This is a genomic window from Novipirellula caenicola, assembly GCF_039545035.1.
Taxonomy (GTDB): Bacteria; Planctomycetota; Planctomycetia; order Pirellulales; family Pirellulaceae; genus Novipirellula; species Novipirellula caenicola.
The window spans coordinates 967,920-992,276 of the sequence record NZ_BAABRO010000002.1 but is presented as its reverse complement, the minus strand read 5'-3'; the positions used below and the strand labels follow the sequence as shown (position 1 = coordinate 992,276).

The window sequence follows — 24,357 nt, the reverse complement described above, 5'->3', positions numbered from 1 at the left end:
ACAAGTCGATCCTAGTTGGAATGCACCCATGAGCCGAAGTCGATTGATTGCCACGACGATAATCCTGTTGTTGACGGCAGTGGCACAAGGTGCGGAATCCACTTGGAAGGCGGGTGCGGCAAAGGTCGCGATCACGCCGGAGGAACCGATGTGGATGGCCGGTTATGCCTCGCGCACTCAACCGGCCGACGGCAAGCTGACCGAGCTATGGGCGAAAGCACTCGTGATGGAGGACCATGCCGGAATTCGAGGCGTGGTGCTAACGCTGGATCTCGTCGGTATCGATCGAACACTATCGCGGACCATCTGTGACGCGTTGAAAGAGCATTACGGCTTGCAACGCGAGCAGATTGTGATTTGCACATCGCACACCCACAGTGGTCCCGTTGTCGGGCAAAATCTTGCGCCGCTGCACTACCTGTTGTTCACGGAATCCCAGCAACAAGCCGTCGATCGTTGGGGCGCAACGTTTCGGCAGCAGGTCGTTGCCGTGGTGGGCGATGCGATCGGCAAACTTGCACCGAGTCATTTGACGTGGGGCAGCGGCACGGCAACGTTTGCGGTCAACCGCCGCGAAAACCCGTCGGCGACAGTTCCCCAATTGCGAAGCGAAGGCAAACTGCGAGGTCCCAGCGACCACGACGTTCCCGTGCTCGCCGTTCACGACGCTGACGAAAACCTGACCGCCGTCCTGTTCGGATACGCATGCCACGCAACGACCCTGAGCGGCTATCAATGGTCGGGTGACTATCCTGGATACGCTCAAATTGAACTGGAGAACAAACATCCCGGCTGCGTCGCACTTTTCTTTGCGGGTTGCGGCGCAGACCAAAATCCACTGCCGCGGCGGACCGTAACGTTGGCACAGCATTACGGCCAGCGATTAGCAACCGCCGTGGATTCAGTCTTGATGACATCGCGAATGCACCCCGTCGAGGGACCATTGCAGACGAAGTACGCAGAGATCGATCTGGCGTTGGATACGCTGCCAACGCGAGTGGAAATCGAGTTGAATTCAAAGTCCGACAATCGCTACGAGGTAGCGCGGGCACAAATGCTACTCGAGCAAATCGATAGCGGTGTCCCGCTCAGTCCAACGTATCCGTATCCCGTCAGTGCTTGGTCGATTGGCGATGATCTTCAATTCGTCACCCTCGGCGGTGAAGTGGTGGTCGATTATGCCATTCGGCTTAAAAGCGAGTTGGCTGGAACTCGAACATGGGTGGCCGGTTACGCCAACGACGTGATGGCATACATTCCATCACGACGAGTCCTTGCCGAAGGCGGCTACGAAGGAGGCGGATCGATGGTGTACTACGGGTTGCCCACCGTGTGGTCGCCAGAAATCGAAACCGACATCATCAATGAAGTCCATCGACTGATCGAAGCCGACGAGGAATCGGCCACCAATCAAGGTCCGATCAACGCATCGGCGACTCCCGATCGTCGCTGATCGCTCCGCGATCATTGCGTTGGATCGGCCGAGTGATCCACGCCCCTGTTTTCCGTTTGGTCCTACACGAATCACACGATGCAAAAACGACAAATGCTTCAAACGCTCGTTGCCGTCCTGCTGGTGGCCATGCTTTCGTTTGTGTCGGGCAAAACGTCCGAGGCTGCGCCGCCGAATGTTTTGTTGATCGTTTCGGACGATCAGCGACCTGACACGATCGCGGCACTTGGCAACGATGTGATTCAGACACCGAATTTGGATGCGTTGGTTCGACGCGGCAGCGTGTTCACTCGGGCGATTTGTGCGAACCCGATCTGTACTCCCAGCCGAGGTGAAATTCTAAGCGGATGCTGTGGATTCCGCACCGGCGTTTTGGATTTTGGCAGCAAACCACCGGCGGGCTTTGTTTCCTTCGCCGAAACGATGCAGCGTGGCGGCTATGAAACATCGTACGTTGGCAAGTGGCACAACAAGGGCAGACCGAGCGACTATGGCTACCTGAACACGGCCGGACTCTTCGGCAGCGGCGGCGGAAAATGGATGAAGCCGAATCAAGTCGATGCTCACGGAACTCCTGTCACGGGCTACACCGGCTGGATCTTTCAATCGAGCGATGGCAGAGAAAAGTATCCGGAACTCGGCGTCGGTTTGACGGGCGACATCAGCGAGAAGTTTGCCGACGCGACCATCAAACTGATCGCGCAACCGCACGGCAAGCCATTTTTCATGCACGTGAACTTCACCGCGCCGCATGATCCGCTGTTGATGCCGCCGGGTTTCGAAGATGCCTACGATCCCGCGACGATGCCACTGCCCAAAAACTTTCGAGCGGCCCATCCCTTCGATCACGGCAACCAAAACTCTCGCGACGAATCGCTGCTGCCGTTGCCTCGGACCGCGAAAGATGTCCGCGAGGACTTGGCCGTTTACTACGCCGTGATTTCGCATCTCGATCAACAAGTCGGCCGAATATTGAAAGCACTTGATGACAGCGGCCAGCGAGACAACACCATTGTGATCTTCACGAGTGATCACGGATTGGCGATGGGCAGCCACGGATTGCGTGGCAAGCAGAACATGTACGAGCACACCATGAACGTGCCGCTGCTGATCAGCGTTCCTGGTGTTCCCAAGAACCAACGCTTTGATGCCCAGATGGTCTTGCGTGATCTGTATCCCACGGTCTGCGACTTGGTGGGAATCCCGGTCCCGAACGTCCCCGACGTTGATGGAACACTTAAACCGATTGACGGCCGTAGCGTGGTGCCGATTCTGCGTGGCGAGCAGGAGCATGTTCACGAGTACGTCTTCGGCTACTTCCGCAATTTCCAACGCATGATTCGTGGTGAACGTTGGAAATTGATTCACTATCCGCAGATCGACAAGTGGCAACTGTTCGATTTGCATAACGATCCCGATGAACGGAACGATCTCGCAGAAGCCCCGCAGCACAACCAGACCAAGATGCAACTGCAAGCAAGATTGCGCCAGTGGCAGACCGAGGTCGGTGATCCGGTGGTCGTTGATCACTCGGAACGCAACTGACGCAACGGAACGGTTGAAGCGTTTCGACCTGTTCGGCGATTGACCCAAGTCACGCACGACATCGGCTACGAGTCATCGCGCCACGTAATTTTCCGACTTTCCTTAGCGGCAATCGCCCTTCTTTTCGTTGCAGAAAGCGGACGGTGGCATCCGATAACCAGTTAGACAGGAATCACTTATCAGTGACTCCAGTGCAGCGGGTGGGCTTTTATCTGGCGGAGGACGAAGTCGATCGAGGGTGACGAATGCGAATGACTGGCAAGCTAGTGACGTGGAAGGATGATCGAGGTTTTGGCTTCATTGTGCCTGAGAACGGCGGAGACGATTTGTTCGTGCACATCAAGTCGTTCGCCAATCGGTCTCGCCGGCCAGCCGAACTGGATGTCGTTACTTTCGAGCAATCGGTTGGCCCGGATGGTCGTGGGCAAGCTATCAAAGTGGTGTTCGAAGGAGAACCGCTTGTTGAGCCTGCGTTCATTCCGATTCGGATTGTCATCGCGATTTCGTTTCTGTTTAGCTTGGCAGCATTAACAACAACTGGCAAATTGCCTTTCTCCATATTAGGTTTGTACGCGACGATGAGCATCATCGCGTTCATCGCCTATTGGCTGGACAAAGTCGCAGCGATCAACCATCGCCGACGTACGCCAGAAAACACGCTGCTGTCTCTCGGAATCATTGGCGGTTGGCCTGGAGCGCTCATCGCTCAGCAGATGTTTCGGCACAAGACCATCAAGCCGTCATTTCAAGTGGCATTTTTGCTTTCCGTGTTTGTTAATTGCGGCGTGCTTGTCTTTCTAGCGTCTCCATCACTGCGAGCGTTCCTTCGTTCGCTGGCGTAGCGAGAGTTTTCGTGAGGCTTTCGCCCTAGGCTACCTGCTGTCGCTACTCGTTTGCAGCGGAGACTGCTGATTTTGTAGCAAGCGAGCAAGTAGCGAGCGAATAGGCCGGAGGCCGAAACATGACCTGCCGTTGGCGTGAGCCAACTGCTTAGGGGCGAACTGTCGCCGTAAGGCCGGAGGCCGACACACTGACGGCAGAGTGTGTCGCCCGCTGGGCTATGTTTTCCTAACTCCGCTAGCCGGTGGCTCACGCCACCGGCTGAGAGCGTGTCGGCCTCCGCCTGTCATCAATACCACTAAATCAGCAGTCAGCTTCGTCGGTGGAGAGGTGACAGCAGAATCGCGTGGAAGAAGAACTGCCCCCCAATATCCGACGTCAATGCCAAAGTTTCAGCGACTCAACGCACACCCCGCTGGACCGGACCGCACCGGAGACGCTTAATAAAAAAAGGGCAGCTAAACCGATTTGCAATCGATTAAAACTCGAAGCGCACCTTGCCATCGATCAGTTTCAACTTCGCGTCGAACGACTTTCCAGCCTTCGATTTAAATCCTTTCAACACTGCCGTCTCGCCGCTGCGAAGCAACTTCCGGGCATTGCTCACCGAGATCTTCTTACCGGAAATCGTTTTCCAAATGGTCAACCCGCACCCCTCACGCCATCGGCTACACGCATACGATTTCGTCTGTTCCACCACGGGACTGCCGCACAACGGACAAACTCCAATCTCAGTCGCAGCGGAGTTCGTCTCCTTTTTTGCCTTGCTTTGCTTCTTTCCACTCGACTTGGTTGCAGGCGACTTGGTTGCAGTCGGCTTCTTTGCTCCACCTTTGCGTTTGCTTCGTTTACGGCCTGTCGCAGTTCCCCCACCATCTTGTTCGCTACCCTGGGGAACGGGGATTTCAATTAACTTTCCTGATTCCGACATGGCCAACAGGAAAGGGTGGCCGTCATGAAGCGTCAACGGTTCGTTCGTCACTCGCAACTGCAATAGTTCGCGAATCTGATCCATCGACAGATCGGCGTCACGGTAGGAAGGCTGCAATACAAATTTGCAGCCCTTCCGCCACCCCGAACATCCAAACGCCCGTTTCCCCGCAATGACGTTTTCACCACAGCGTGGACAGGGGCCGTAGATTTGTTGATCCACGCTCACCGCGGCACTACTTTGAATGATGGCTCGCGTGTAATCCGCAATCTCGTGCATGAAAACATCGGGTGACAACTGGCCCGCCTCGATCTTTTTCAGCTTCGCTTCCCACTCGCCTGTCAGTTCGGGCGACGTCAAGTTGCGGTCCCTAACGATCGCGACGAGATAGCGTCCCAGGTCAGTGGCCAAGACATTCTTTTTATCACGGATGATGTATTTTCGGTTTAACAGCGTTTCGATCGTTGCCGCACGGGTTGCCGGCGTCCCCAGTCCCTTCTCTTTTAACGCCTCTTTCAGCTCTGCTTCATCGACAAGCTTTCCCGCCGTGTCCATCGCACCGAGCAAGGTATTCTCGGTGAAATGCTTCGGTGGCGACGTCTGGCCTGATTTGATGAACGGTTCGTGCTTCCCAGATTCTCCATTTTTGAAATCAGGTAACGACTGCTGCTCATCATTTGCTTCACCGCTTTTTGCTTTTCGCGGATACAGCTTCGTCCATCCTGGGGCGACGACTCGCACGCCGCGAGCGCGGAAAGCGACTTCACCCGCGGTTGCATCGACCGTCGTAATCTTTTTTTCACACGGCGGATAGAATGCAGCGATAAACCGAACGACGATCGCATCGTAGATCTGTTGCTCTCGCCCTCGCAGCACTCCTGCGGACGCGCCGGTGGGGATGATCGCATGGTGATCGGTCACCTTTGCGTCGTTGATGATACGACTTGTGAACGGCAAAGCGGTTAAGTTGAGTTGGTCGATTGCGTTCGCCTTGATTGAACGCAGTTGTCGCATGACACCAGGGATATCCTTTCGCATGTCTTTGCTCAAATACGCCGAGTCGGTTCGCGGGTACGTGATCAATTTCGATTCATAAAGTGACTGGGCCGTAGTCAAGGTTTCCGCGGCTGAGATACCGAAACGACGGTTCATGTCCCGCTGTAATTCCGTCAAATCGTAGAGCTGTGGTGGCTGTGACTTCTCGGCACGGCTTTGAATCTTTCGAATCGTCAGGACGTGTTTGCTGGCTATCTTCAATACGCTTTGTGCATTCTCTTGCTTGTCGAACCGCTTACCGGTATATCGAAACTGGACGTCACGATATCGGGTCATCAGTTCCCAAAACGGCTCGGATTGAAACGTTCGGATTTCATCATCACGGCGAGTGATCATCGCGAGCACCGGGGTTTGCACGCGGCCGAGACTCCACAGCAGTCCCGAAGCACCACGGTCGGACGTCGATCGATAACGCACCGTGTAGTTGCGAGTCGCATTGATTCCCACGACCCAATCCGCTTGACTTCGGCACTTGGCCGCGGCGTAAAGATTGTCGTAGTCCGACAGGGGACGGATCGTACGAAATGCGGCGCCGATGGCCGTCGGAGTAAGTGAACTGAGCCACAACCGCTGAGCGGGCTTATTCGTACACCCCGTAAGCGACTGGATGTAGCGAAAGATCAGTTCGCCTTCACGCCCGGCATCCGTCGCACAGATCAACGAGGTGGCCTCGCGAAACAACCGTTTGATCACTGCGAACTGTTTTTTCGCCCCGTCATCACCTCGCAGTCGCAACTGAAATTCTTTGGGAACAAACGGCAACGATTCGAGCGTCCAGCGTTTCAGCGCAGGGTCATAGTCACCCGGTTCCTTCAGCTCGACTAAGTGACCAAAGGCCCAGGTCACCTGATAGCCGCCGCCTTCGAAGAACCCGTCACGACGAGCCGTAGCGCCGAGGAACGACGCCAAATCGCGAGCCACCGAAGGCTTTTCGGCAAGGACTACCTTCATCAAAATACCTTCGCATCAGGCCCATGATCTCACCGAGTCGAAGAAGAGCCGGTTGCCGACCGGCCCTTCCCTATGTCAGACCGACTAACTCAATCATCCACCGCTCGCGTTTCATTTGCAACTAGCGGCAGCGGACATTCGATGCCCTCGGCCGGCGGGAACCAGCCCTATTTGGCGGTTGACGTCCTTGGTTGGCCAAAGACGATACACGACTCATCAACGAATTCGGAGAGTCCAGCTGCAGTGAGGAATGCGTTCGCATCATTCAGCGAGACAGCGTGAAGGTCTGGACTATCCCAAAAACCAAACGATAGATAGAACCAAGCTTGCTGTTCGTTTAGGTCGAAGGACAGGTTTGCTTTAATCTTTGATTCGCCCCTAAACGAAACGTTTCCGAATGGAACGAATCCGATTGGCGGTGGAACATCTGCACCGCTGAAGAAATCAATCACTTCGCTTCGCAGTTTTCCATCGAACCGATACCTGTAATAGCCGTCCGGATGTACGAACAACTTCCTCCAACTGTCATGTCTGTTCATTTCGTGGATGGACTCGACACGGACCATGGCGGAGATTGCCGTTTGCTCGATCAAACTGCAGACGCCAGTAACGATCAACGGCAGTTCTTCCGCTGAGAAATCCACGTATAAACTTTTGGTTTCATGCGGGTTCTTGGAAAAGCCCAATCCGCCATCGCATTTAAGACGCTGGCCATCGACCTCTTCAAACAGCATGTTGTTCCCATCAGCAACGAATCGATTCGATGTGTCGCCAAATGGAGCACCCATTGCATTTGCAATGATGTTTGCAATACGCAATCGCTCTGTTAGATCCGGCGAATCCTCACTGAGACGGTTGTAGAGATGCCACTTCCATCGCCATTGGTCCGGAGCCTTATGGTTCGTTATGAACAGATTTAAAGCCCAAACAGACATTTCCACGAAAGACATCTTGCACACCATATCAGGCAACTCTTTATTCCAAGTGATGATGTCTTTGAGTGATTCGACATATTCTTTCGCCAACGCCTCCGAGGACAGCGGCGAGGAAATTCTGGTGATACTTAAAACTTCCTCATCAAAATCGGGGTCAAAGTTATTAAGAGAGACGGGACGGGGAACCGCACCTGTAACCGTTACATTGCCCTCAAGCGAACCCTCTCCGTTCAGATGACACGACCACAAACTTAAGGCTGAATTATTCCTAACGGATGCCATTACCTTCTCGACGATTCGAGGTAATGCATCGAGCGAAAACGGCTTACTCTGAAATAGAAGATTAGGCATAAAACACAATTGATTTTGCAAAAGGCCGGAAAGAAAAACGGGGGAGGAACGGTATTCGTTGACTGGGCATCAAACAAATTTTCCTGAAGCTGTCGCCTGAGGCTACACGCCGTCGCCACGACTGTGTCTAGTTTGCCGAGGAAACAAAAAAAGTAGGGCCAGCTCCTAATCTTAATCATACTCTTTATCTTAATCCTGTCCGCGCACGCCCCGCTGTCACGCGTTGCCGCGGGCGGCTGATCCAGCAAACGATCGGCCGGTCAGCCGGTGTGGTCGACAATCGCATGTTGGTTCGTCGATGGTTGGCGAATCGCTCACAGCCATTTCAGTGCACACGGTCCCCCCAAAGGTCCGCCGCGTTTTCAAGGTGGGGCGTCTCGCGTTAGACTAGCCCGCTTTGGCAAAGTGCAGTGCCCGGTTGCACTGGCCCACTATCCGTTCACGAACTCAGGGGATGTGATCAGCTGCTTGCTATCACCTGCGATTTTATTTTGCAAACAACGAAGAGCCGTCCAAGGAAGACAAATGACAGAACCAAGCAAGTTGCCCATCGCCGTTATCGGTGCAGGCCCGATCGGACTTGCTGCTGCAGCGAATTTGGTCGAACGAGGATTAACTCCTATTATTTTGGAGGCGGGTTCCCGAATCGCCGCCAACATCTGGCAATGGCGGCATGTCCGATTGTTTACACCATGGTCGATGTTGCTCGACCCGGCCGGCAAGCGGCTACTTGAGGCCAACGTAGCCTGGACCGAACCTTGCGGAGACGCGGTTCCCTATGCAAAAGAACTCGTTGAAAAATTTCTCGATCCGTTGGCGGCTCACCCTGCGATCGCGAGCCAAATCAAACTTCATCACAAAGTGGTTTCCGTTTCGCGTGACGGCCATGATCGCATGAAAGACGGCAACCGCAACGACGCGCCGTTTCTGATTGTCACCGAGACAGCCGATGGTCCACGACGTTTCAAAGCTCGCGCGGTCATCGATGCTTCGGGAACCTGGACAAACCCCAATCCGCTTGGTGCTGGAGGTGTCATGGCAGATGGAGAACAACAACTCCGTTCGCACATTCGTTACGGCATTCCCGATATTTTGGGACAACAGCGGCAGCAGTACAGCGGAAAACGAGTCCTCGTAGTTGGCTCGGGGCATTCTGCATTCGGAAGTGTAATGAGTTTGGCGGAGCTCAGGAACGAGGACCAAACGACCGCCGTCACGTGGGGCATCCGGCGAACAGACACCTCAACACTATGGGGAAAAGGTTGTGCGGACGAAATCGCGGAACGTGGTGCACTGGGAACCCGTGTCCAATCCGCGGTAACATCGGGTGCCGTGACGCTGATGCCGGGGTTGTCGATCAGTGCACTGAAGCCGCACTGCGACGGTGGGATCGAGGTCATCGACGTCGAGGGTGCATCACGCGTGGTGGTCGACGAAATCATCGTTTCCGCCGGGTCACGTCCCAATTTAGAAATGCTGCGAGAGCTGCGACTTGAATTTGATCTTGCGACCGAAGCGGCAAAACGGCTGGGGAACTTGATCAACCCAAACCACCATAGTTGCGGGTCGGTGCCGCCACACGGAGCGGAGGAATTGAAACACCCCGAACCTAATTTCTATGTTGTCGGAATGAAAAGCTACGGTCGTGCCCCCACCTTCCTACTGCGAACCGGTTTCGAGCAGGTTCGTTCGGTGGTCGCCGAGCTGGCAGGCGACCATTGCTCCGCACGGCGAGTCGAATTGGTGCTGCCTCAGACCGATGCCTGCTCAACCGCATCCGCTTGTGACGCGGAAGAAACTCCCTGTGAATCAGCGTGCCGCGAACGCTAGCTCGCTTGGGAAACGCTGGCTGAAAAGAATTTCATTGGCAACGTCGGCTGATGTTTGCCAACCAGTTCGGTGTTCCAGTTTAATCGCGGATCCAACCAGTGGTTTCCTGTTCGTGGACGACGATCGCGTTGCGATTGAGTTTTGACCACGCAAACAGCGGGACCACCTCGTCGGCACTCCGCGGAGTCGCCGTATCGGTTAAGCCGGCGGTAAATGCGGCCCAGCCGACGATGGTTTCCGGGGCGACGCCTTGTTCACGATACAAACTCAGCCGCGTATCACCGTGGCGTTTGGCCAAGCGGCGACCGTCGGGGCCTTTGATCAAGGGAACGTGGGCGTAGTGTGACCGAGGAAGTTCGAGTGCGTCAGCAAGTTCAATGTGCCGGAATGCACTGGGCAGCAAGTCGTCGCCGCGCACCACTTCGCTCACTCCCATCGCAGCGTCGTCGACGACACAGGCCAAATGATAGGAGTAGCTGCCATTTTTTTGCGTGATCGGGAACGCACCGAGATGTGCCGCAGGATTGCAGTTCTGGTTTCCGAGTACCAGATCGTCGATTTCAATTGGATGATCTTTGACGCGGAATCGCCAGGAAAACGTGCCCGCCTCGGGCAGCGGGTCACCGTTCTGCCAACTCGCACAGGTGCCAGGATAAATGTTTCCTTCGTGCTCGAAATGAGGTGCCGAGCCTGCATCGGCAATGTCTTGCCGCGAACAATTGCATGGAAAGACGCGATTCGCGGCGATCAGTCGCTCGAGTGCCTCGGCGTACAGCGATTGCCGCTCGGTTTGGATGTACGGCGAATGTGGACCGCCGACATCGGGCCCTTCGTCCCAATCGATCCCAAGCCACCGCAGGTCGTCGATCGCTTGCTGAATCGCCCAAGACTTAACACGCGGTGAATCGATGTCCTCGATTCGCAAGATTAACTTTTTGCCGGTGCTGCGAGCGGACCAGTAGGCGAGCAAATAGGTACGAGCATTTCCTAAGTGCTGAGCTCCGGTCGGGGACGGTGCCAATCGGCCGGTGCTCATTAAAAGTCGGCGTTGCCGGGGGTGCGGGGGAACGGAATCACGTCACGAATATTGGACATCCCGGTGACGTACTGGACCGCTCGTTCAAGCCCCAATCCAAAGCCCGCGTGCGGCACGGTGCCAAAGCGGCGCAAATCGATGTACCACCAGTAATCTTCTTCGTTCAGCCCCGCTTCGGTCATTCGCGACGTCAGCACGTCGAGCCGTTCTTCGCGTTGGCTGCCGCCGATGATTTCGCCCACGCCCGGAACAAGCACATCCATCGCGGCGACCGTTTTTCCATCATCACTGACCCGCATGTAAAACGGTTTGATGGATGATGGGTAATCGGTCAGGATGACGGGACCTTTGACATGCACTTCGGTCAGATAGCGTTCGTGCTCGGCTTGCAGATCAGTGCCCCACGAAATCGGATAATCGAACTTTGCGTCACACGTTTCGAGGATCTTGATCGCTTCGGTATAGGTCATATGGGCAAACGGCCGTTCGACGACCGAACGAATTTGGTCGATCACGCCTGGCTGAATTCGCTGGTCGAAGAACTGCATGTCTTCGTCGCAATGATTCAAGCAGTCGGCAAAGATTCGCTTCAAGAAATCTTCGGCCAACCGCATGTCGTCGGCCAAGTCAAAAAAGGCCGCTTCGGGTTCAACCATCCAAAACTCGGCAAGATGCCGGCTGGTGTTACTATTTTCGGCGCGGAACGTCGGCCCGAACGTGTAGATCCGTCCGAGAGCGGTGGCGTAGGTTTCGCCATTGAGTTGCCCGCTAACCGTCAAATAGGCTGGTTTTTCAAAAAAGTCGTACTCAAATTTCACCGGACCGCCCGATTTAGCGAGCATGTCCAAATCGAGTGTTGTGACACGAAACATCTCGCCGGCGCCTTCGCAATCACTCGCCGTGATGATCGGCGTGTGAGTATAGAAGAATCCGTTTTCGTGAAAGAAGTTATGAATCGATTGGCTGATCTGATCTCGCGTTCGCATCACCGCGCTGAGCGTGTTGGTGCGAGTTCGCAAGTGCGCCCACTCACGCAGCTTCTCGAACGAATGCCGCTTCTTTTGCAGCGGGTAGGTCTCGGGGTCGGCCCAGCCCAGCACACGTACCGAAGTCGCCTGCAGCTCGGTCGCTTGCCCCTTGGCTGGCGATTCGACCAATTTCCCGGCGACCACGACGCTGCAGCCGGCTGTCAATTTTTGAACTTCGTCGGCGTAGTTATCCAGTTCTCCGGGTGCCACGACTTGGATATTGCCAAGGCAGCTGCCGTCGTTGACTTCGATAAAACTGAATCCCCCTTTGCTGTCGCGACGCGTGCGAACCCAGCCGCGAACTTCGCAGTCACGGCCCGCCGACTCGGCTTTGCGAGCCTCAGCGACACGAATCCAATTGTCTGGCATCGTCAATCCTTTTGATTTGAAGCGTATACAAAGGGGGAGCGATAAGCGGCGTCCGATTCAAGCATTTCAGGTAGTGGACGAGGCAACGAGTCCCCGTTTTTTTCCATGGACTCGTTACCTCGTCCACGCCCCCGACCCTCATTGTTAGCTGTAACGCCACGTTCGCAAGTTACTTTATTGTTCCGCGGCGGTTTTCGACGGTTTTCGGAAGGCAAATCCGATCACCACCGCTGCCGAGTAGACGATCAGGATCCCAATCACGACATAGAACGAGATCGGATTCTGTTTATCCATCGCCTTGTCGTACATCGCCGTCCCAGCGGCGGCCACGGCACCGGCGACCGCCAAAATCATCATCACGTTCCAGGCCACCATCCGGCCACCGGTCGGTTTGTCATCACCCAGGATTCGCCGGCTGTTCATCATCAAAAAGAACGTGATGTAGGCGATCGGCAACAACATCACCGCAAACGTGCTAGCGAAAATCGCGAGCCAAAATCGTGTCTGATCGTCGGTCCACAACCACACCCAACTGGCGCCCGAGATCCCGGCAACCAACACCCCCGTGACGAACACGCCGCTGCTGCCGGGACGACCGCACAACTCTTGGAACGCATAACCATTGATCAACATCAAAATGATGATCGTCGAGAATCCCATTCCAAACACGCCGAGTCCGAAAACAAGCTTTGCCTTGCCATCGCCCAATAGTGGCGCCAAAGTTCGGGACAACTGGAACGCGTCTCGTTTGATCAACGCGGATGCGATTCGTTTTTCTTCTTCAGGCAGCTTCGCCACCATTTCCAACTTGGTTGCCTCGTCGGTTGTCGCTGCGGCGTCACCAAGTTCCGCATCGACGCGAGCAAGCAAGCTCGACTTGACCGCGTCAAAGGTGGGTGATTGCTCCATTTCGGCAAGGTTGCTCGATGCCAACTGCGGATCAATTTTGTTATGGAAGGATGCCGCTGCGGCGATCACGACACAGCTGGTCACCAGCACAAAGGGGATCGCCATGCCGGTCGACAAGTCAAAGCGTGCGAGTCCGCGAAAGGGTTTGTCCCAACCGCGAGCCAACATCGAATAGGGCAACAGGAACGTCATGTTGATGCCCACCGCGGTGGCAATCGCCGAGATCATCACGCTCCGCTGCGTGCCCATCAATTTATGAGTCCAAAACGCTTCACCCTCAGGCGACAATCCTTCGACCAGCCCTTGCAGGTCACCCGCCGGGTGCATGAATTGGCCAAGATCAGGAATAAAACCGGCCAAAATCGTGCCGAAATCGAGTTCGCCGCTACCGAACAGCAACACGGCAACGCCGACAAAGCAGATCACGACCATGCCGATCAACGCTTTGAGGAACAAATCAAACACCTTCGCCGCCTTGCCTCGCCGTGTGTTCAACAAGACAACAAATCCGGCTGCCAAGAACAATGCGAGCGTGACTCCCCATTTGGTCACCGAACCGCTGCCCAATCCATCGCCACCGCCCAACGTCGCTAGGTTCTTGTCCAGCGCGTCGTAACAAAGACTGAACTGAGGCATACAAAAAATCATGTTGGCCATGATCGTTGCCACGATCCATCCCCAGCCAAGTGCCGGATTGATTTCGCTGTTGATCGCTTCAAAGGGACGACGACCGGTGCTTAGGGTGACGTAGCTGATCGCCGACAACATCACGACACCCAAGACAATCGCGACCAATTGCAACCACAACATGCTGTAGCCGCCCAACACACCGAGAAACAGCGATCCAGCCAACGAACCGCCGCCCAACGTGATCGCGCTTTGCAACCAACCGGGACCCGACAAGCGAATGTAGGCCCCCAAGACCTTGCCGTCGGCTTGTGCCTGCCGAAGCAACTCGCGGTCGGCCTGAACTTTTTCGTTCCCAAGCGTTGTTTGATCGGTTTCGGCTGCTGACATGGCAAGACTTTCTAGGGGAGAGGTGGGTGTGGGGATGAAAGAGAAGATTAGGTCGGTAGGGGACGCGGACGTCCGGCAAACGGAGATATCGAAGTAGCTACGCTCGCCAGAGCGCGGAGTGTTTCGACGTATTTCCGTCGAAACCCATTTCTACCGCCTGGCGACGGTAGCCACAGTTATTCACGCCGCGGCAGCACCCGAAGATCCTGCCAGTCGCGGCGATGTGATGTTCGCTTACGCATCAAGTTCCGCGAGGTAGCGTTCGGCATCCAACGCGGCCATACAGCCGGTTCCTGCCGACGTGATCGCTTGTCGATAATAATCGTCCGCGACGTCGCCTGCAGCAAAAACTCCCTTCACGGTGGTGTTCGTGCGGAAAGATTTTGTCCAACGAATATAACCGCTGCTGTTGGTCTCGACCGCACCACCGAGAAACTTGGTGTTCGGCGTGTGTCCGATCGCGACGAACATACCGCCGACCGGCAAATCGCTAATCGAGCCATCGATGGTGCTTTTCAGCTTGATTCCGGTGACGATTTTCTCGTCGCCGTAAACTTCATCGACCACACTATTCCACTTCATTTCGATCTTCGGATGGTTCAGCGCGCGGTTCTGCATCACTTTCGATGCTCGCATCTCGTCACGACGAACGATCATGTAGATCGTCGCAGCGTCCTTCAGATTCGCAAGATAAGTCGCTTCTTCGACCGCCGAGTCACCTCCGCCGACGACCGCCAGCGGTTTGGAGCGATAGATCGGCAACGCACCGTCACAGACCGCACATGCGCTGACCCCTTTGTTCTTGTACGCTTCTTCGGTATCCAAGCCGAGATAATTGGCTCGAGCGCCGGTGGCGATGATCACCGTTTTTGTCTTGACCGGTTCACCACTGGCTGGTTTCAGCACGTGAACGTCGCCGGAAAAGTCAACGCTTTCGATGTCGTCGCTGACCACGCGGGTGCCGAAGTTGAGGGCTTGCTGCTTCATCAGCTCCATCAATTCGACGCCTTGGACGGCGTAATGCGGCTGGCCATCTTTTTCGTGCCCGGCGGGCGGCATGGGCAAATTCCAGTGACGGTCCTTGTCGACCGCGGATTCGACGAACGCGCGGATGTTTCCGGCGGGGAAACCAGCGTAATTTTCGACTTCGGTGGTAAACGCCAACTGCCCCAACGGAATCATTTCCGGACGCACGGTGCCTTCATAGACGACCGGATTCAAGTTCGCGCGAGCTGCATAAATTGCTGCGGACCATCCCGCAGGCCCACTTCCAATGATGATTGTCTTCTCTATTTTGTCGCTCACGCTTGTGCGGCTCCCGGATTTGGTTGCATTAAAGGAAAGATTTTGAGAGTTGACCACGGTATTATAGGGTGAAAATCGTCCTATACTACGGGCGGTATACACGAATGATGGTGAACACGAAACACCGTCATTCGTGCGATTGTGTTTTACAGATCCCACCGAGCGTCGTCAGTCCCCTCGCTTGCAAACCATGCCATCGACGACGCTTCATTTTCAAGCGTTTTCGCTCCCCCCAACCTTTGTTTTGATCGTTATTTTCCATGAGCACTTTGATTGTGGCCTTGGCGTCGATGATCGGTTTCGTCGTCGCTTACAACACCTACGGCCGCTGGTTAGCGCGGCGTTTGTTTCAATTAAGCCCCGAAGCGGTCGTACCGAGTCACGAGCTTCGCGACGATGTCGACTTTGTCCCGACGCGTCGTTCGGTGATTTTCGGACACCATTTCACCAGTATTGCCGGCACCGGCCCAATCGTCGGCCCGGCCTTGGCCGTGTTTTGGGGATGGTTGCCGGCGTTGTTGTGGGTCGTGTTAGGATCGATCTTGATCGGTGGCGTTCACGACATGGCAGCGCTCGTGATTTCGCTTCGCAACAAAGGTCAAACCATCGGTGAAGTCGCAGGTCGATTGATCACACCGCGAGCGAAGGTGCTGTTTTTGGCCGTGTTGGCACTCGCATTGTCGGTCGTCTTGGCGGTCTTTGGCTTGGTGATCGCCATTATCTTTGCGATCTATCCCGAATCGGTTTTGAGCGTTTGGATCGCGATGCCGGTCGCTGTCGGAATCGGAATTTGGGTTTACAAAAAAGGAGGCGGGCTGCTTGGCCCCAGCGTGTTTGGATTGGTGGTCTTGTACGGTGCCGTTTACTTCGGTGCGTACTACATGCCGATATCGCTGCCCGAGAACAGCACCGGATTCTTTACTCCTGTGGTCGTTTGGACCTTGATTTTGCTGGTCTACGCGTTTGCCGCGTCAGTGTTGCCGGTTTGGTTGCTGCTGCAACCTCGCGATTACATCAATAGCCACCAACTGTATGTGGCATTGGCACTTTTGGTCATCGGATTAGGAGTCGCCTCGGTATCGGGCAGCGCCGACCTGATGGCGTCGGCCCCGGCGATTGCCAAGGCCGAGAATGTTCCCGCCGACGCGCCGCCGATCCTTCCCTTCTTGTTCATCACGATCGCGTGTGGTGCATGCAGCGGGTTTCATTGCTTGGTCAGCAGCGGAACGACCAGCAAACAAATCAATTGCGAAACCGATGCGCAGGCGGTCGGTTATGGCGCGATGTTGCTCGAAGGAGCCTTGGCGGTGCTGGTGATTTTGGCGTGTTGTGCCGGAGTCGGGATGGGACGTGTTGAACGAACCGAGGTCAACGGAATCGGCGAATACGCCAACGTGTTGGCTGCCGACGGCACCGTCGTGACCGGCAACGCGGCTTGGAAAATGTATTACCGAGCGACCAAAGCCGATGGCACCCCGGGCGGTTGGGCTGACCATAAGCTGCCTCAGAAATTGGCAGCGTTTATCGATGGCGGCGCGAATTTTTTGGCGACGATCGGACTGCCATTGAAAATGGCCGTTGCGATCATGGCAGTGCTGGTGGCCAGCTTTGCGGCGACCACGCTCGATACCGCGACCCGATTGCAGCGTTATGTCTTACAAGAACTTGGTGAAAGCGTGCATGTCAAACCGATGACCAACAAATTCATCGCGACAGGAATCGCGGTTGCGGTCGCCGCCGTCATCGCGCTCGGGGTGGGCGACAAACCAGGAACCGGCGGGATGGTGCTGTGGCCGCTGTTCGGAGCGACCAATCAACTGTTGGCCGGATTGGCGCTGATGGTCGCCGTTTTCTACCTTGCGCGACGCTCCAAGCCGTTTGCGTTTGTTGCGATTCCGATGGTCATTATGTTGGTCATGCCTGCATGGGGAATGACGTATGACCTGGTCTACAACTGGATCCCGCAGGAAAAATGGACGCTCACGCTGTTTGGATTTGGGATTCTCGGGCTGCAAGCCTGGATGGTATTAGAGGGCGTGTTGATGTGGCAACGCTGTCGCGGCGTCCTCGAAGCTCCGATTGCCGGCCCTGCGTCGTCGACATCCGAATCGGCTGCGGCAAGCTGACGCACTTCAAACGGCTCATTTTTTTGCAATCTTGGATCACCTCGCGACGGATCATCGCGTCCGTCGTATAAAGACGGCCCACTGAGCTTGCATCCAGTGGGTCGCTTCGTCTCTCGTTTCGTTTTCTTGAAGGTTTTTTGCATGCGTGTTCTCTCTGGTATCCAACCCACCGGACGACCTCACTGGGGCAACTTTTTTGGTGCGATTCGTCAATACATCGACCTGCAAGACGACAACGACGGCTTCTATTTCATCGCCGACATGCACGCCTTGACGACCGTCCGTGACGCGGCAGCGCTGAAACAATACACGCTCGATGCGGCACTGGATCTGATGGCGCTTGGCTTGGACCCGAAAAAGGCAACGCTGTTCGTGCAGTCGCAGGTGCCTGAGGTCAGCGAGTTGACTTGGCTATTGATGACCGGCACGCCGATGGGACTGCTCGAGCGGTGCCATGCCTACAAAGACAAAAAAGAAAAGGGGCTCAATGCCGACGCAGGGCTGTTCACGTACCCCGTGTTGATGGCGGCGGATATTTTGATCTACGACTCCGAAGTGGTGCCGGTGGGTCAGGACCAAATCCAACACATCGAAGTCGCCCGCGATTTGGCGGGCAGTTTCAATCACACCTTCGGTGAAACGTTCAAGTTGCCCAAGGCGAAAACGCTTGACCATAGCGCCAAGGTTCCCGGAACCGATGGCGAAAAAATGAGTAAGAGCTACAACAACACGCTGCCGCTGTTTGGTAACGTCAAACAAATTCGCAAACAGATCATGCGAATCACCACCGACAGCCGAGCGATGGAAGACCCGAAAGAGCCCGAGGGAGACCATCTGTTCCAGCTGTATCGTCTGTTCGCGTCGCCCGAGGATGTCGAAACCATGGCGGCGATGTATCGCCGAGGCGGGTTCGGTTACGGTGACGTCAAAAAGGCGGTTGCCGAAGCAAGCGAAACCTATTTCGCCGAAGCGCGGGCGCGTCGCGAAGAGCTCGAAGCGAATCTGGATTACGTCCACGAAACGCTTCGCGACGGTGCCGCACGAGCGCGTGAAGTCGCGGCCGACGTCCTGCTGCGTGCTCAAAAAGCTTGCGGATTGCGTTGATTTTGATATTTGCCGCTTGCGTGACATGCGGCAGTCATCGTTATCCAATTTCACCGCGGTCGCCCGTCGTGGCGGCCGCGATGTCTGCGGAATAACATTCGATCAGCGTGCTTTGATTTGCACTGCGATCGACTTCACGCAGCGCACGGATCGAACGGTCGAGCCGGTTGAGTGAATGCAGCGTCGCCAACCGATTATCAAACGCTTGTCGAAGTTGTTGCCGATAGTGCTGGACCGCGAACGAAAACACGTCCCGCATCGCCGCCCGTCGTTTCGATGCCTCTTTGCCGGATTGCTCGACGTGGGCATTGATGATCCGGCACAGTGCGACCGGATCGGGGGTCTTCGAACCAAATTGAGATCGCAGCGCATCACGTAGTTTGTCGGCTTCACCACTTAACAAACGCACCGCGACGTGCATGTCACCGCCGGCGATTTCGACCGCGTCGGCAATCTGTTCATCGGACGCTTCAATGGCGTGAACGTCACGCATCAATCGCGCGGCGTTTTCACCGCTGGGGGATTGAAATCGGATCACGCGGCAGCGTGACCGAATGGTCGGCAGTTGCCGTTGTTCGCTGGTTCCAATCAACAAAATAATCGCGTTGGACGAAGGCTCCTCGAGCGTCTTCAGCAAACAATTCGCTCCCTCTTCGTTCAAAAAGTCGGCGTCTTCGATGATCGCCACCCGCCGGCGGCCTCGCATCGGACGCAGTCGCACATCACGACAAAACCCTTCTTGCATTCGCGCATCAGGCGGACCGATCAGCAATTCCAGCGGGATGAACGACTTGTCACTCGGTTTGCCAACACGGGTGACATCGGGATGCGTTTTGGCGGCGACTTGCACACAGCCTTCGCAAACCCCGCACGGGTTCATCGCCTCGGGATCGTTCCGTTCACACAGCAACGTTTGCGCTAGCAGATTGGCGGTCGTTCGTTTACCGACGCCCGGTTGCCCGACAAACAGGAAACTGCCCGTCAATCGGCCTTTGCGGATCGCGTTGGCAAACCAAGCTTCGATTTGGTTGTGACCAATCAGGTTGGACCAATTCATCAACGCTGAGGCCCTTTGGGACCGGAAGCGGATTCGGTCGATTCCGCCGCAGCCGAATCGCAGCGAAGATTGGCTTTTTCGATCGTGGCAATCTTCTGGACCCGTTTGTTGTGACGGCCACCGTCAAATTCGGTTTTCAGCCACAGCAGCACCAAGTCATCGATCGGACGTTCGCCAATCAAATCACCTGGCAAACACAGCACGTTGACATCGTTGTGCCGTCGGCTCATTTCGATCAGCACTTCGTCGTAACACGAAGCGGCACGAACGCCGAGGAATTTGTTTGCCGTGATCGCCATTCCGATCCCGGTACCACAGATCAAAATTCCACGATCCGCTTCCCCGTTGCTGACTTTTTGGGCCACCAAGCTGGCAAGGTCCGGGTAATCACAGGCAGTATCGCTATTGGTCCCTTCATCGCTGACCGAGAATCCGGCCGCGGCAAGGGATTGCATCAACTTTGCTTTGATATGAACGCCACGGTGATCGCTTGCTAAGCAAATCTTCAGCATTTTGTCACCTATTTATTCTTGGCTTGTGATTTCGGTAGGGAAAAAATCCTCGCCCAGCGAATCGAGCCATTTTCCTAATTCTTCGTTTATTTGGTCGGCACAGGCCTCGTAGACCTCAACCGCCATGCCCACGGGGTCGCTAATATCGCCCCCGTCTCGTCGCAATGTAAAGACACGTTCGTGCATGTCGGGCCACGCCGCCAAAATCGCTGCACGATGGCCGCGGGTCATGGTCAGGATCAAATCGGCAACGTTGACCACCGATTCATCGAGCGGACGACTGCTGTGGCCGGTCAAATCCAACCCCCGCGATCCCATCACCGCGACGGCTTGTGGACTCGCCCCGGCTCCGCTGGATGCCGCCACGCCCGCCGAGATGACCCGCACGGCATCATCACATCCGGTTCGCTTGTTCAATTGTTCACGTAACAAGGTCTCTGCCATCGGACTACGACAAGTATTTCCGGTGCAGACCACCGCGATCACAGGTTTCACAAATTGGTTCATAGCAGCACGTTCAATCACGCCTTCGCGAAGCAACTCCCAGCGGTTGCCACTGACTCGGACAACCGTCGTGACACCACCATAGCGTGTCGGGCCATCGTCGAGCAGCAGTGGCAATTCGTCGCCATATTTATCCACCATTCTAGCGGCAATCGTGGCGATCTCGGTCCCCTCGTCTGGCTCAAAACTGGCCAACACCAATGGACCCGACAAATAACGGTGAATTTGATCCAAGACCGAGTGGTCGACCACCCGAAAATTGACAAAACCATCCTCTTCGACGACTTGATCGTGAACCCCCACGGGCAATTGAGATAAAGCCGAAAAAGGTTCAGGACATTGCACCGCGGCTGTCAACGGCCCCGGCCAACAGCGGCGAGTCAGCCGCCGCAGCGTGCTCGACGCCGTGCCCACGAAATCACATGCCGCGTCGCGGCTGCGAACCGACAATTCGATCCAATGCGACTTCCGCTCTGCGGAACCATTGGCCCCAGCAGCCTCGTGTTCGCGGTTTGCAAGCATTCTAAGCTGCTCGACCCCCTTCGAGCTCAGCGCCATCGCGGCGAGCGTGTAGGTCGTTTCGGTCGGCACCCCCACCACTTGCCCCTCGACCAACGCTTGGACAGTTCGATGCACGATATCTCGCGAATCTTCTGCGGTTTGAAGGTCCAGGATTTTTGGCATGGATCAGAGATCAAAGAGAATGCGGGCTGTTTTTCGACGTGGATGACGTTCACAATTGTACGGGCTATGAAAACGTCTTCACAAGTCCGCCAGCGTCCCCGAAGTTGCCTCCGTCGTGGCCTTTGTTGATACACTAGCAACATTGACACAAAACAAAATCATAAAGCTGAAAACCGCCTTGTCTGTTGCAAACTCGCCCCCTGCAAACTTGTTCGCTGCAAAACAATCTCGTCGCACGATGTTATGCGCTTCGCTGGCGATCGGTTCGAGCCTGATTTCGGGATGCGTTTCGGGTGCGTCCGGTTCGAGCACCCAAATCGTGTGGGGGCGACGGGGGTTCAGCGAGGGGCGGTTTCTAAAACCTCGAGCGATCGCGATCTCGCCTGCCGATGAATTGTTCATTGTCGATACGACCGGCCGGATTCAAGTTTTTGACGTCGACGGGAATTTTCAGCGAGGTTGGAAAACCCCGGATACCGAAAACGGACGCCCCACCGGTTTGGCTGTAGAAACGCCACCAGGCGACCATCCCGTTCCGCACTTGCTTGTCGCGGACACGCATTATTACCGCACCCTAACCTATACACTTGACGGTCAACTGTGCAGCGACAAGCAAATTGGGGGTGTCGCGGGCCATTCGCCGGGCGAATTTGCCTTTGTTACCGACGCGGTTTGCGACAAGAAAGGTTGTTTCTATATCGGCGAGTACGGCGATTCGGACCGAATTCAAAAATTTGATCCCCAAGGAAACTTTTTGACTCAGTGGGGTGGCACCGGAAACGCGCCGGGCCAATTCGTTCGTCCGCAAAGTCTGGTCGTGCGAGATCATGTGTTATGGGTCGCCGATGCCTGTAACCATCGCATCCAATGTTTTGATATCCGCGAAGAAACGCCAAAACTGATCAACGTTTTCGGTCACGAAGGCAATGCTGCGGGCGAATTCTATTATCCCTACGATTTGGCCTTCGCCAGTGATGGCACGCTGATCGTTTGCGAGTACGGCAACCAGCGATTGCAGCGGTTCACGCCGGAGGGCAAATGGATCGCCACCTGGGGAGCTCCGGGGTTCCAGCCCGGCCAACTGTATCAGCCTTGGGGCGTGGTGGTCGATTCGCAAGACCGAGTGCACATCTTGGACAGCAACAATCACCGCGTCCAGCGTCTCGCCCTGTTCAGCTAAATGTGGAATTGGCTTCCAGCCTGTCGTTGCATCTATAGGCGTCCCGTAGCGAAACTCGCCAAGAGTTTCGGATGCACTGAGATGGACGAAACTCTCCGCGAGTTTCGCTACCTGATCTCTTTCAGGTCGGCGCGGCTCTCCTCATAAGTGGTGTCAAACGCGAGCGCCGCGGGGTCGGGAGCGACGCCCCAATTGCCGCACGCGGTTTGATAGACCTCGGGCCACCAATTTCGATGCTCCGTCAAACCTTGCTCTTTGTACGCTCGCCAATGGCTGAGCACTTTGGACCAACAACGATCCCCGTAATCGAGAGCTTCGTTGAGCGAAGCGAACTTTGGCACGTACCAACGACGACCGATCTGTGCATGCAAGACCTCGTCAGCCCAATCAAAATCTTGAAACAGTCCCGACAACGGATCGCCGCTTTCCATTGCGACTTCCCATTCATATCGCTTTCCCGTTTTGGGCATCAACCCTTGCTCGATAAAAAACAACACGCCATGACGCTCGCGTGCGTTTAGCTGCGTATTCAAGTTGCGTGACCAAGTGAAATTGATCGGGATTTTTGTCCAGTCGATTCCTTGGGCGACAAATCCGACTTCGCCCATCATCGCGTGCCGTGCTTCGTCCCACAGTTGCCGCGACATCTCGGCGTGAAAATCCCACGGTTCCTCGTCCCCGATCTCCACCAAGATGCTCGCCATCATCTCGGGAACATCCAATTCTCGGATTCGCTTGTAGTACATCATCAACGTCTTGTCGCGAGCGGAAAAACGCGAGTCGTACAAGAACGCTTCGGGATTGACGCCGGCATTAAATGAATCCTGGAACCGCTCATCACGCCGAGGTTCCGCTTGATAAACGAACGGCGTCCGGCTGTGCATCGGATCGGGGACCGATGTGTCGCTTGTCGCGGTACCATCCAATTCACCGGCCGCGCGAAGACATTGTTGCAAACAATCGATCCAGGTTTGCATTGCCGTGCGTTGGACACGGTCAACCAAACATGCAATCGATTGTTCGCCCAGTCGATGGACTTCATCGATTTCAAATTCGATCAGCTTTGCGATGCGGATCGAGGGAGCGTCGGCAAGCGGATGCGCGTCGGTTTTGAATTGTTGGCACGCCACGAGAATTGCCGGAAACACCACCTCGTAGATCCCGACCAGAAACTCGTTCGTCGTCGGCGCCGCGGCGATTTCGTCCATCAATCGCTCGAGTCCAGGATGAGGAACCTTGTCTAGGCCCAGCGGAGGTTCACGCATCTCGCCGACACGGCGGCGAATCGAGCTGACTTGTTCGCTGCACAGGTAAGCGTGATGGCTAAACAGTGTTTTGAGTTCATAAATCGGTTCGGCGGTGATCTTTGCCGTCAGCGTTTCATACAGCCGCTTGAAGACAAAGTGCAGTCGTTTCCAGCGTTTGGCACTCTCCTGGACACTCCAGTCGCACTGGATGGCCCGCTCGAGCGAACCGAGTCCCGCCAACGAAGGAAGACCGCGGTAGGATTGATAGTCTTGCATATTCATTTTTTCTCGCGGGGCGTCGGTCGACGCATCGTCTTGCGGAATAATGGCAATTGGGAACAGCATGCCAAGCGGTGAAACCGACTGAAATTATGAGCGATGGCGACT

General features: G+C 55.5%; 17 protein-coding genes. 7 read left to right on the top strand and 10 right to left on the bottom strand.

All coding sequences use genetic code 11. The features are described from left to right. The first annotated feature begins 28 nt into the window (after window positions 1-28). From ABEA92_RS07445 to ABEA92_RS07435, 3 genes are all read left to right on the top strand, one after another. Window positions 29-1,453, top strand: coding sequence for a neutral/alkaline non-lysosomal ceramidase N-terminal domain-containing protein (locus tag ABEA92_RS07445; RefSeq protein ID WP_345683174.1), 1,425 nt, complete (start codon window positions 29-31; stop codon window positions 1,451-1,453). A 78-nt stretch (window positions 1,454-1,531) separates the two neighbouring features. Further along, a complete protein-coding gene (locus ABEA92_RS07440; RefSeq protein ID WP_345683173.1) occupies window positions 1,532-2,998 on the top strand; it encodes a sulfatase family protein in 1,467 nt (488 codons plus the stop codon). A gap of 251 nt (window positions 2,999-3,249) precedes the next feature. After that, window positions 3,250-3,840, top strand: coding sequence for a DUF1294 domain-containing protein (locus tag ABEA92_RS07435; protein ID WP_345683172.1), 591 nt, complete (start codon window positions 3,250-3,252; stop codon window positions 3,838-3,840). 476 nt (window positions 3,841-4,316) lie between these two features. Here the strand turns inward: ABEA92_RS07435 and ABEA92_RS07430 are convergent, their stop codons facing one another. Continuing rightward, on the bottom strand, window positions 4,317-6,776 hold the full coding sequence (locus ABEA92_RS07430) for a type IA DNA topoisomerase (RefSeq protein WP_345683171.1): 2,460 nt from the start codon (window positions 6,774-6,776) through the stop codon (window positions 4,317-4,319). A 167-nt stretch (window positions 6,777-6,943) separates the two neighbouring features. Next, a complete protein-coding gene (locus ABEA92_RS07425) occupies window positions 6,944-8,062 on the bottom strand; it encodes a hypothetical protein (protein ID WP_345683170.1) in 1,119 nt (372 codons plus the stop codon). A gap of 525 nt (window positions 8,063-8,587) precedes the next feature. Between ABEA92_RS07425 and ABEA92_RS07420 the strand changes: the two genes are divergently transcribed. Further along, the gene (locus ABEA92_RS07420; protein ID WP_345683169.1) at window positions 8,588-9,892 is read left to right on the top strand and encodes an NAD(P)-binding domain-containing protein; all 1,305 of its coding nucleotides are present in this window, start codon (window positions 8,588-8,590) and stop codon (window positions 9,890-9,892) included. 79 nt (window positions 9,893-9,971) lie between these two features. On the opposite strand, the gene gluQRS is transcribed toward ABEA92_RS07420, so the two are convergent. The 4 genes from gluQRS to ABEA92_RS07400 all read right to left on the bottom strand — a co-directional run bounded on the left by gluQRS (window position 9,972) and on the right by ABEA92_RS07400 (window position 15,556). Further along, window positions 9,972-10,928, bottom strand: a complete 957-nt coding sequence (gene gluQRS / locus ABEA92_RS07415; RefSeq protein WP_345683168.1) for a tRNA glutamyl-Q(34) synthetase GluQRS — start codon at window positions 10,926-10,928, stop codon at window positions 9,972-9,974. Then, window positions 10,928-12,325, bottom strand: a complete 1,398-nt coding sequence (asnS, locus tag ABEA92_RS07410; protein WP_345683167.1) for an asparagine--tRNA ligase — start codon at window positions 12,323-12,325, stop codon at window positions 10,928-10,930. The genes gluQRS and asnS overlap by 1 nt, the downstream gene beginning before the upstream one ends. Window positions 12,326-12,499: 174 nt before the next feature. Continuing rightward, window positions 12,500-14,251: a divalent metal cation transporter gene (locus tag ABEA92_RS07405; RefSeq protein WP_345683166.1), complete on the bottom strand. Its 1,752-nt coding sequence runs from the start codon at window positions 14,249-14,251 to the stop codon at window positions 12,500-12,502. A gap of 234 nt (window positions 14,252-14,485) precedes the next feature. After that, window positions 14,486-15,556 carry an NAD(P)/FAD-dependent oxidoreductase gene (locus tag ABEA92_RS07400; protein WP_345683165.1) on the bottom strand — a complete coding sequence of 357 codons (1,071 nt, stop codon included), beginning with the start codon at window positions 15,554-15,556 and terminating at the stop codon, window positions 14,486-14,488. A gap of 260 nt (window positions 15,557-15,816) precedes the next feature. On the opposite strand from ABEA92_RS07400, the gene ABEA92_RS07395 reads away from it, so the two are divergent. Both ABEA92_RS07395 and trpS read left to right on the top strand, forming a co-directional pair. Continuing rightward, window positions 15,817-17,682 (top strand): carbon starvation CstA family protein, encoded by a 1,866-nt coding sequence (locus ABEA92_RS07395; RefSeq protein WP_345683164.1) that lies wholly within the window; start codon window positions 15,817-15,819, stop codon window positions 17,680-17,682. A 141-nt stretch (window positions 17,683-17,823) separates the two neighbouring features. Next, entirely contained in the window at window positions 17,824-18,786 is a 963-nt protein-coding gene (trpS, locus tag ABEA92_RS07390; RefSeq protein ID WP_345683163.1) for a tryptophan--tRNA ligase, read from the top strand. Between the two features lie 40 nt (window positions 18,787-18,826). Here trpS and ABEA92_RS07385 read toward each other — a convergent pair whose 3' ends face one another. The 3 genes from ABEA92_RS07385 to ABEA92_RS07375 are packed head-to-tail and all read right to left on the bottom strand — an operon-like array spanning window position 18,827 to window position 21,543. Then, on the bottom strand, window positions 18,827-19,843 hold the full coding sequence (locus ABEA92_RS07385) for a DNA polymerase III subunit (RefSeq protein ID WP_345683162.1): 1,017 nt from the start codon (window positions 19,841-19,843) through the stop codon (window positions 18,827-18,829). Next, on the bottom strand, window positions 19,843-20,355 hold the full coding sequence (gene rpiB, locus ABEA92_RS07380) for a ribose 5-phosphate isomerase B (protein WP_345683161.1): 513 nt from the start codon (window positions 20,353-20,355) through the stop codon (window positions 19,843-19,845). Before rpiB ends, ABEA92_RS07385 begins: the two co-directional genes overlap by 1 nt. Window positions 20,356-20,367: 12 nt before the next feature. Further along, entirely contained in the window at window positions 20,368-21,543 is a 1,176-nt protein-coding gene (locus ABEA92_RS07375) for an arsenate reductase/protein-tyrosine-phosphatase family protein (protein WP_345683160.1), read from the bottom strand. 178 nt (window positions 21,544-21,721) lie between these two features. On the opposite strand from ABEA92_RS07375, the gene ABEA92_RS07370 reads away from it, so the two are divergent. Continuing rightward, a complete protein-coding gene (locus ABEA92_RS07370; RefSeq protein WP_425572401.1) occupies window positions 21,722-22,723 on the top strand; it encodes an NHL repeat-containing protein in 1,002 nt (333 codons plus the stop codon). A gap of 107 nt (window positions 22,724-22,830) precedes the next feature. Here ABEA92_RS07370 and ABEA92_RS07365 read toward each other — a convergent pair whose 3' ends face one another. Further along, on the bottom strand, window positions 22,831-24,315 hold the full coding sequence (locus ABEA92_RS07365) for a hypothetical protein (protein ID WP_345683159.1): 1,485 nt from the start codon (window positions 24,313-24,315) through the stop codon (window positions 22,831-22,833). Window positions 24,316-24,357 lie beyond the last annotated feature (42 nt).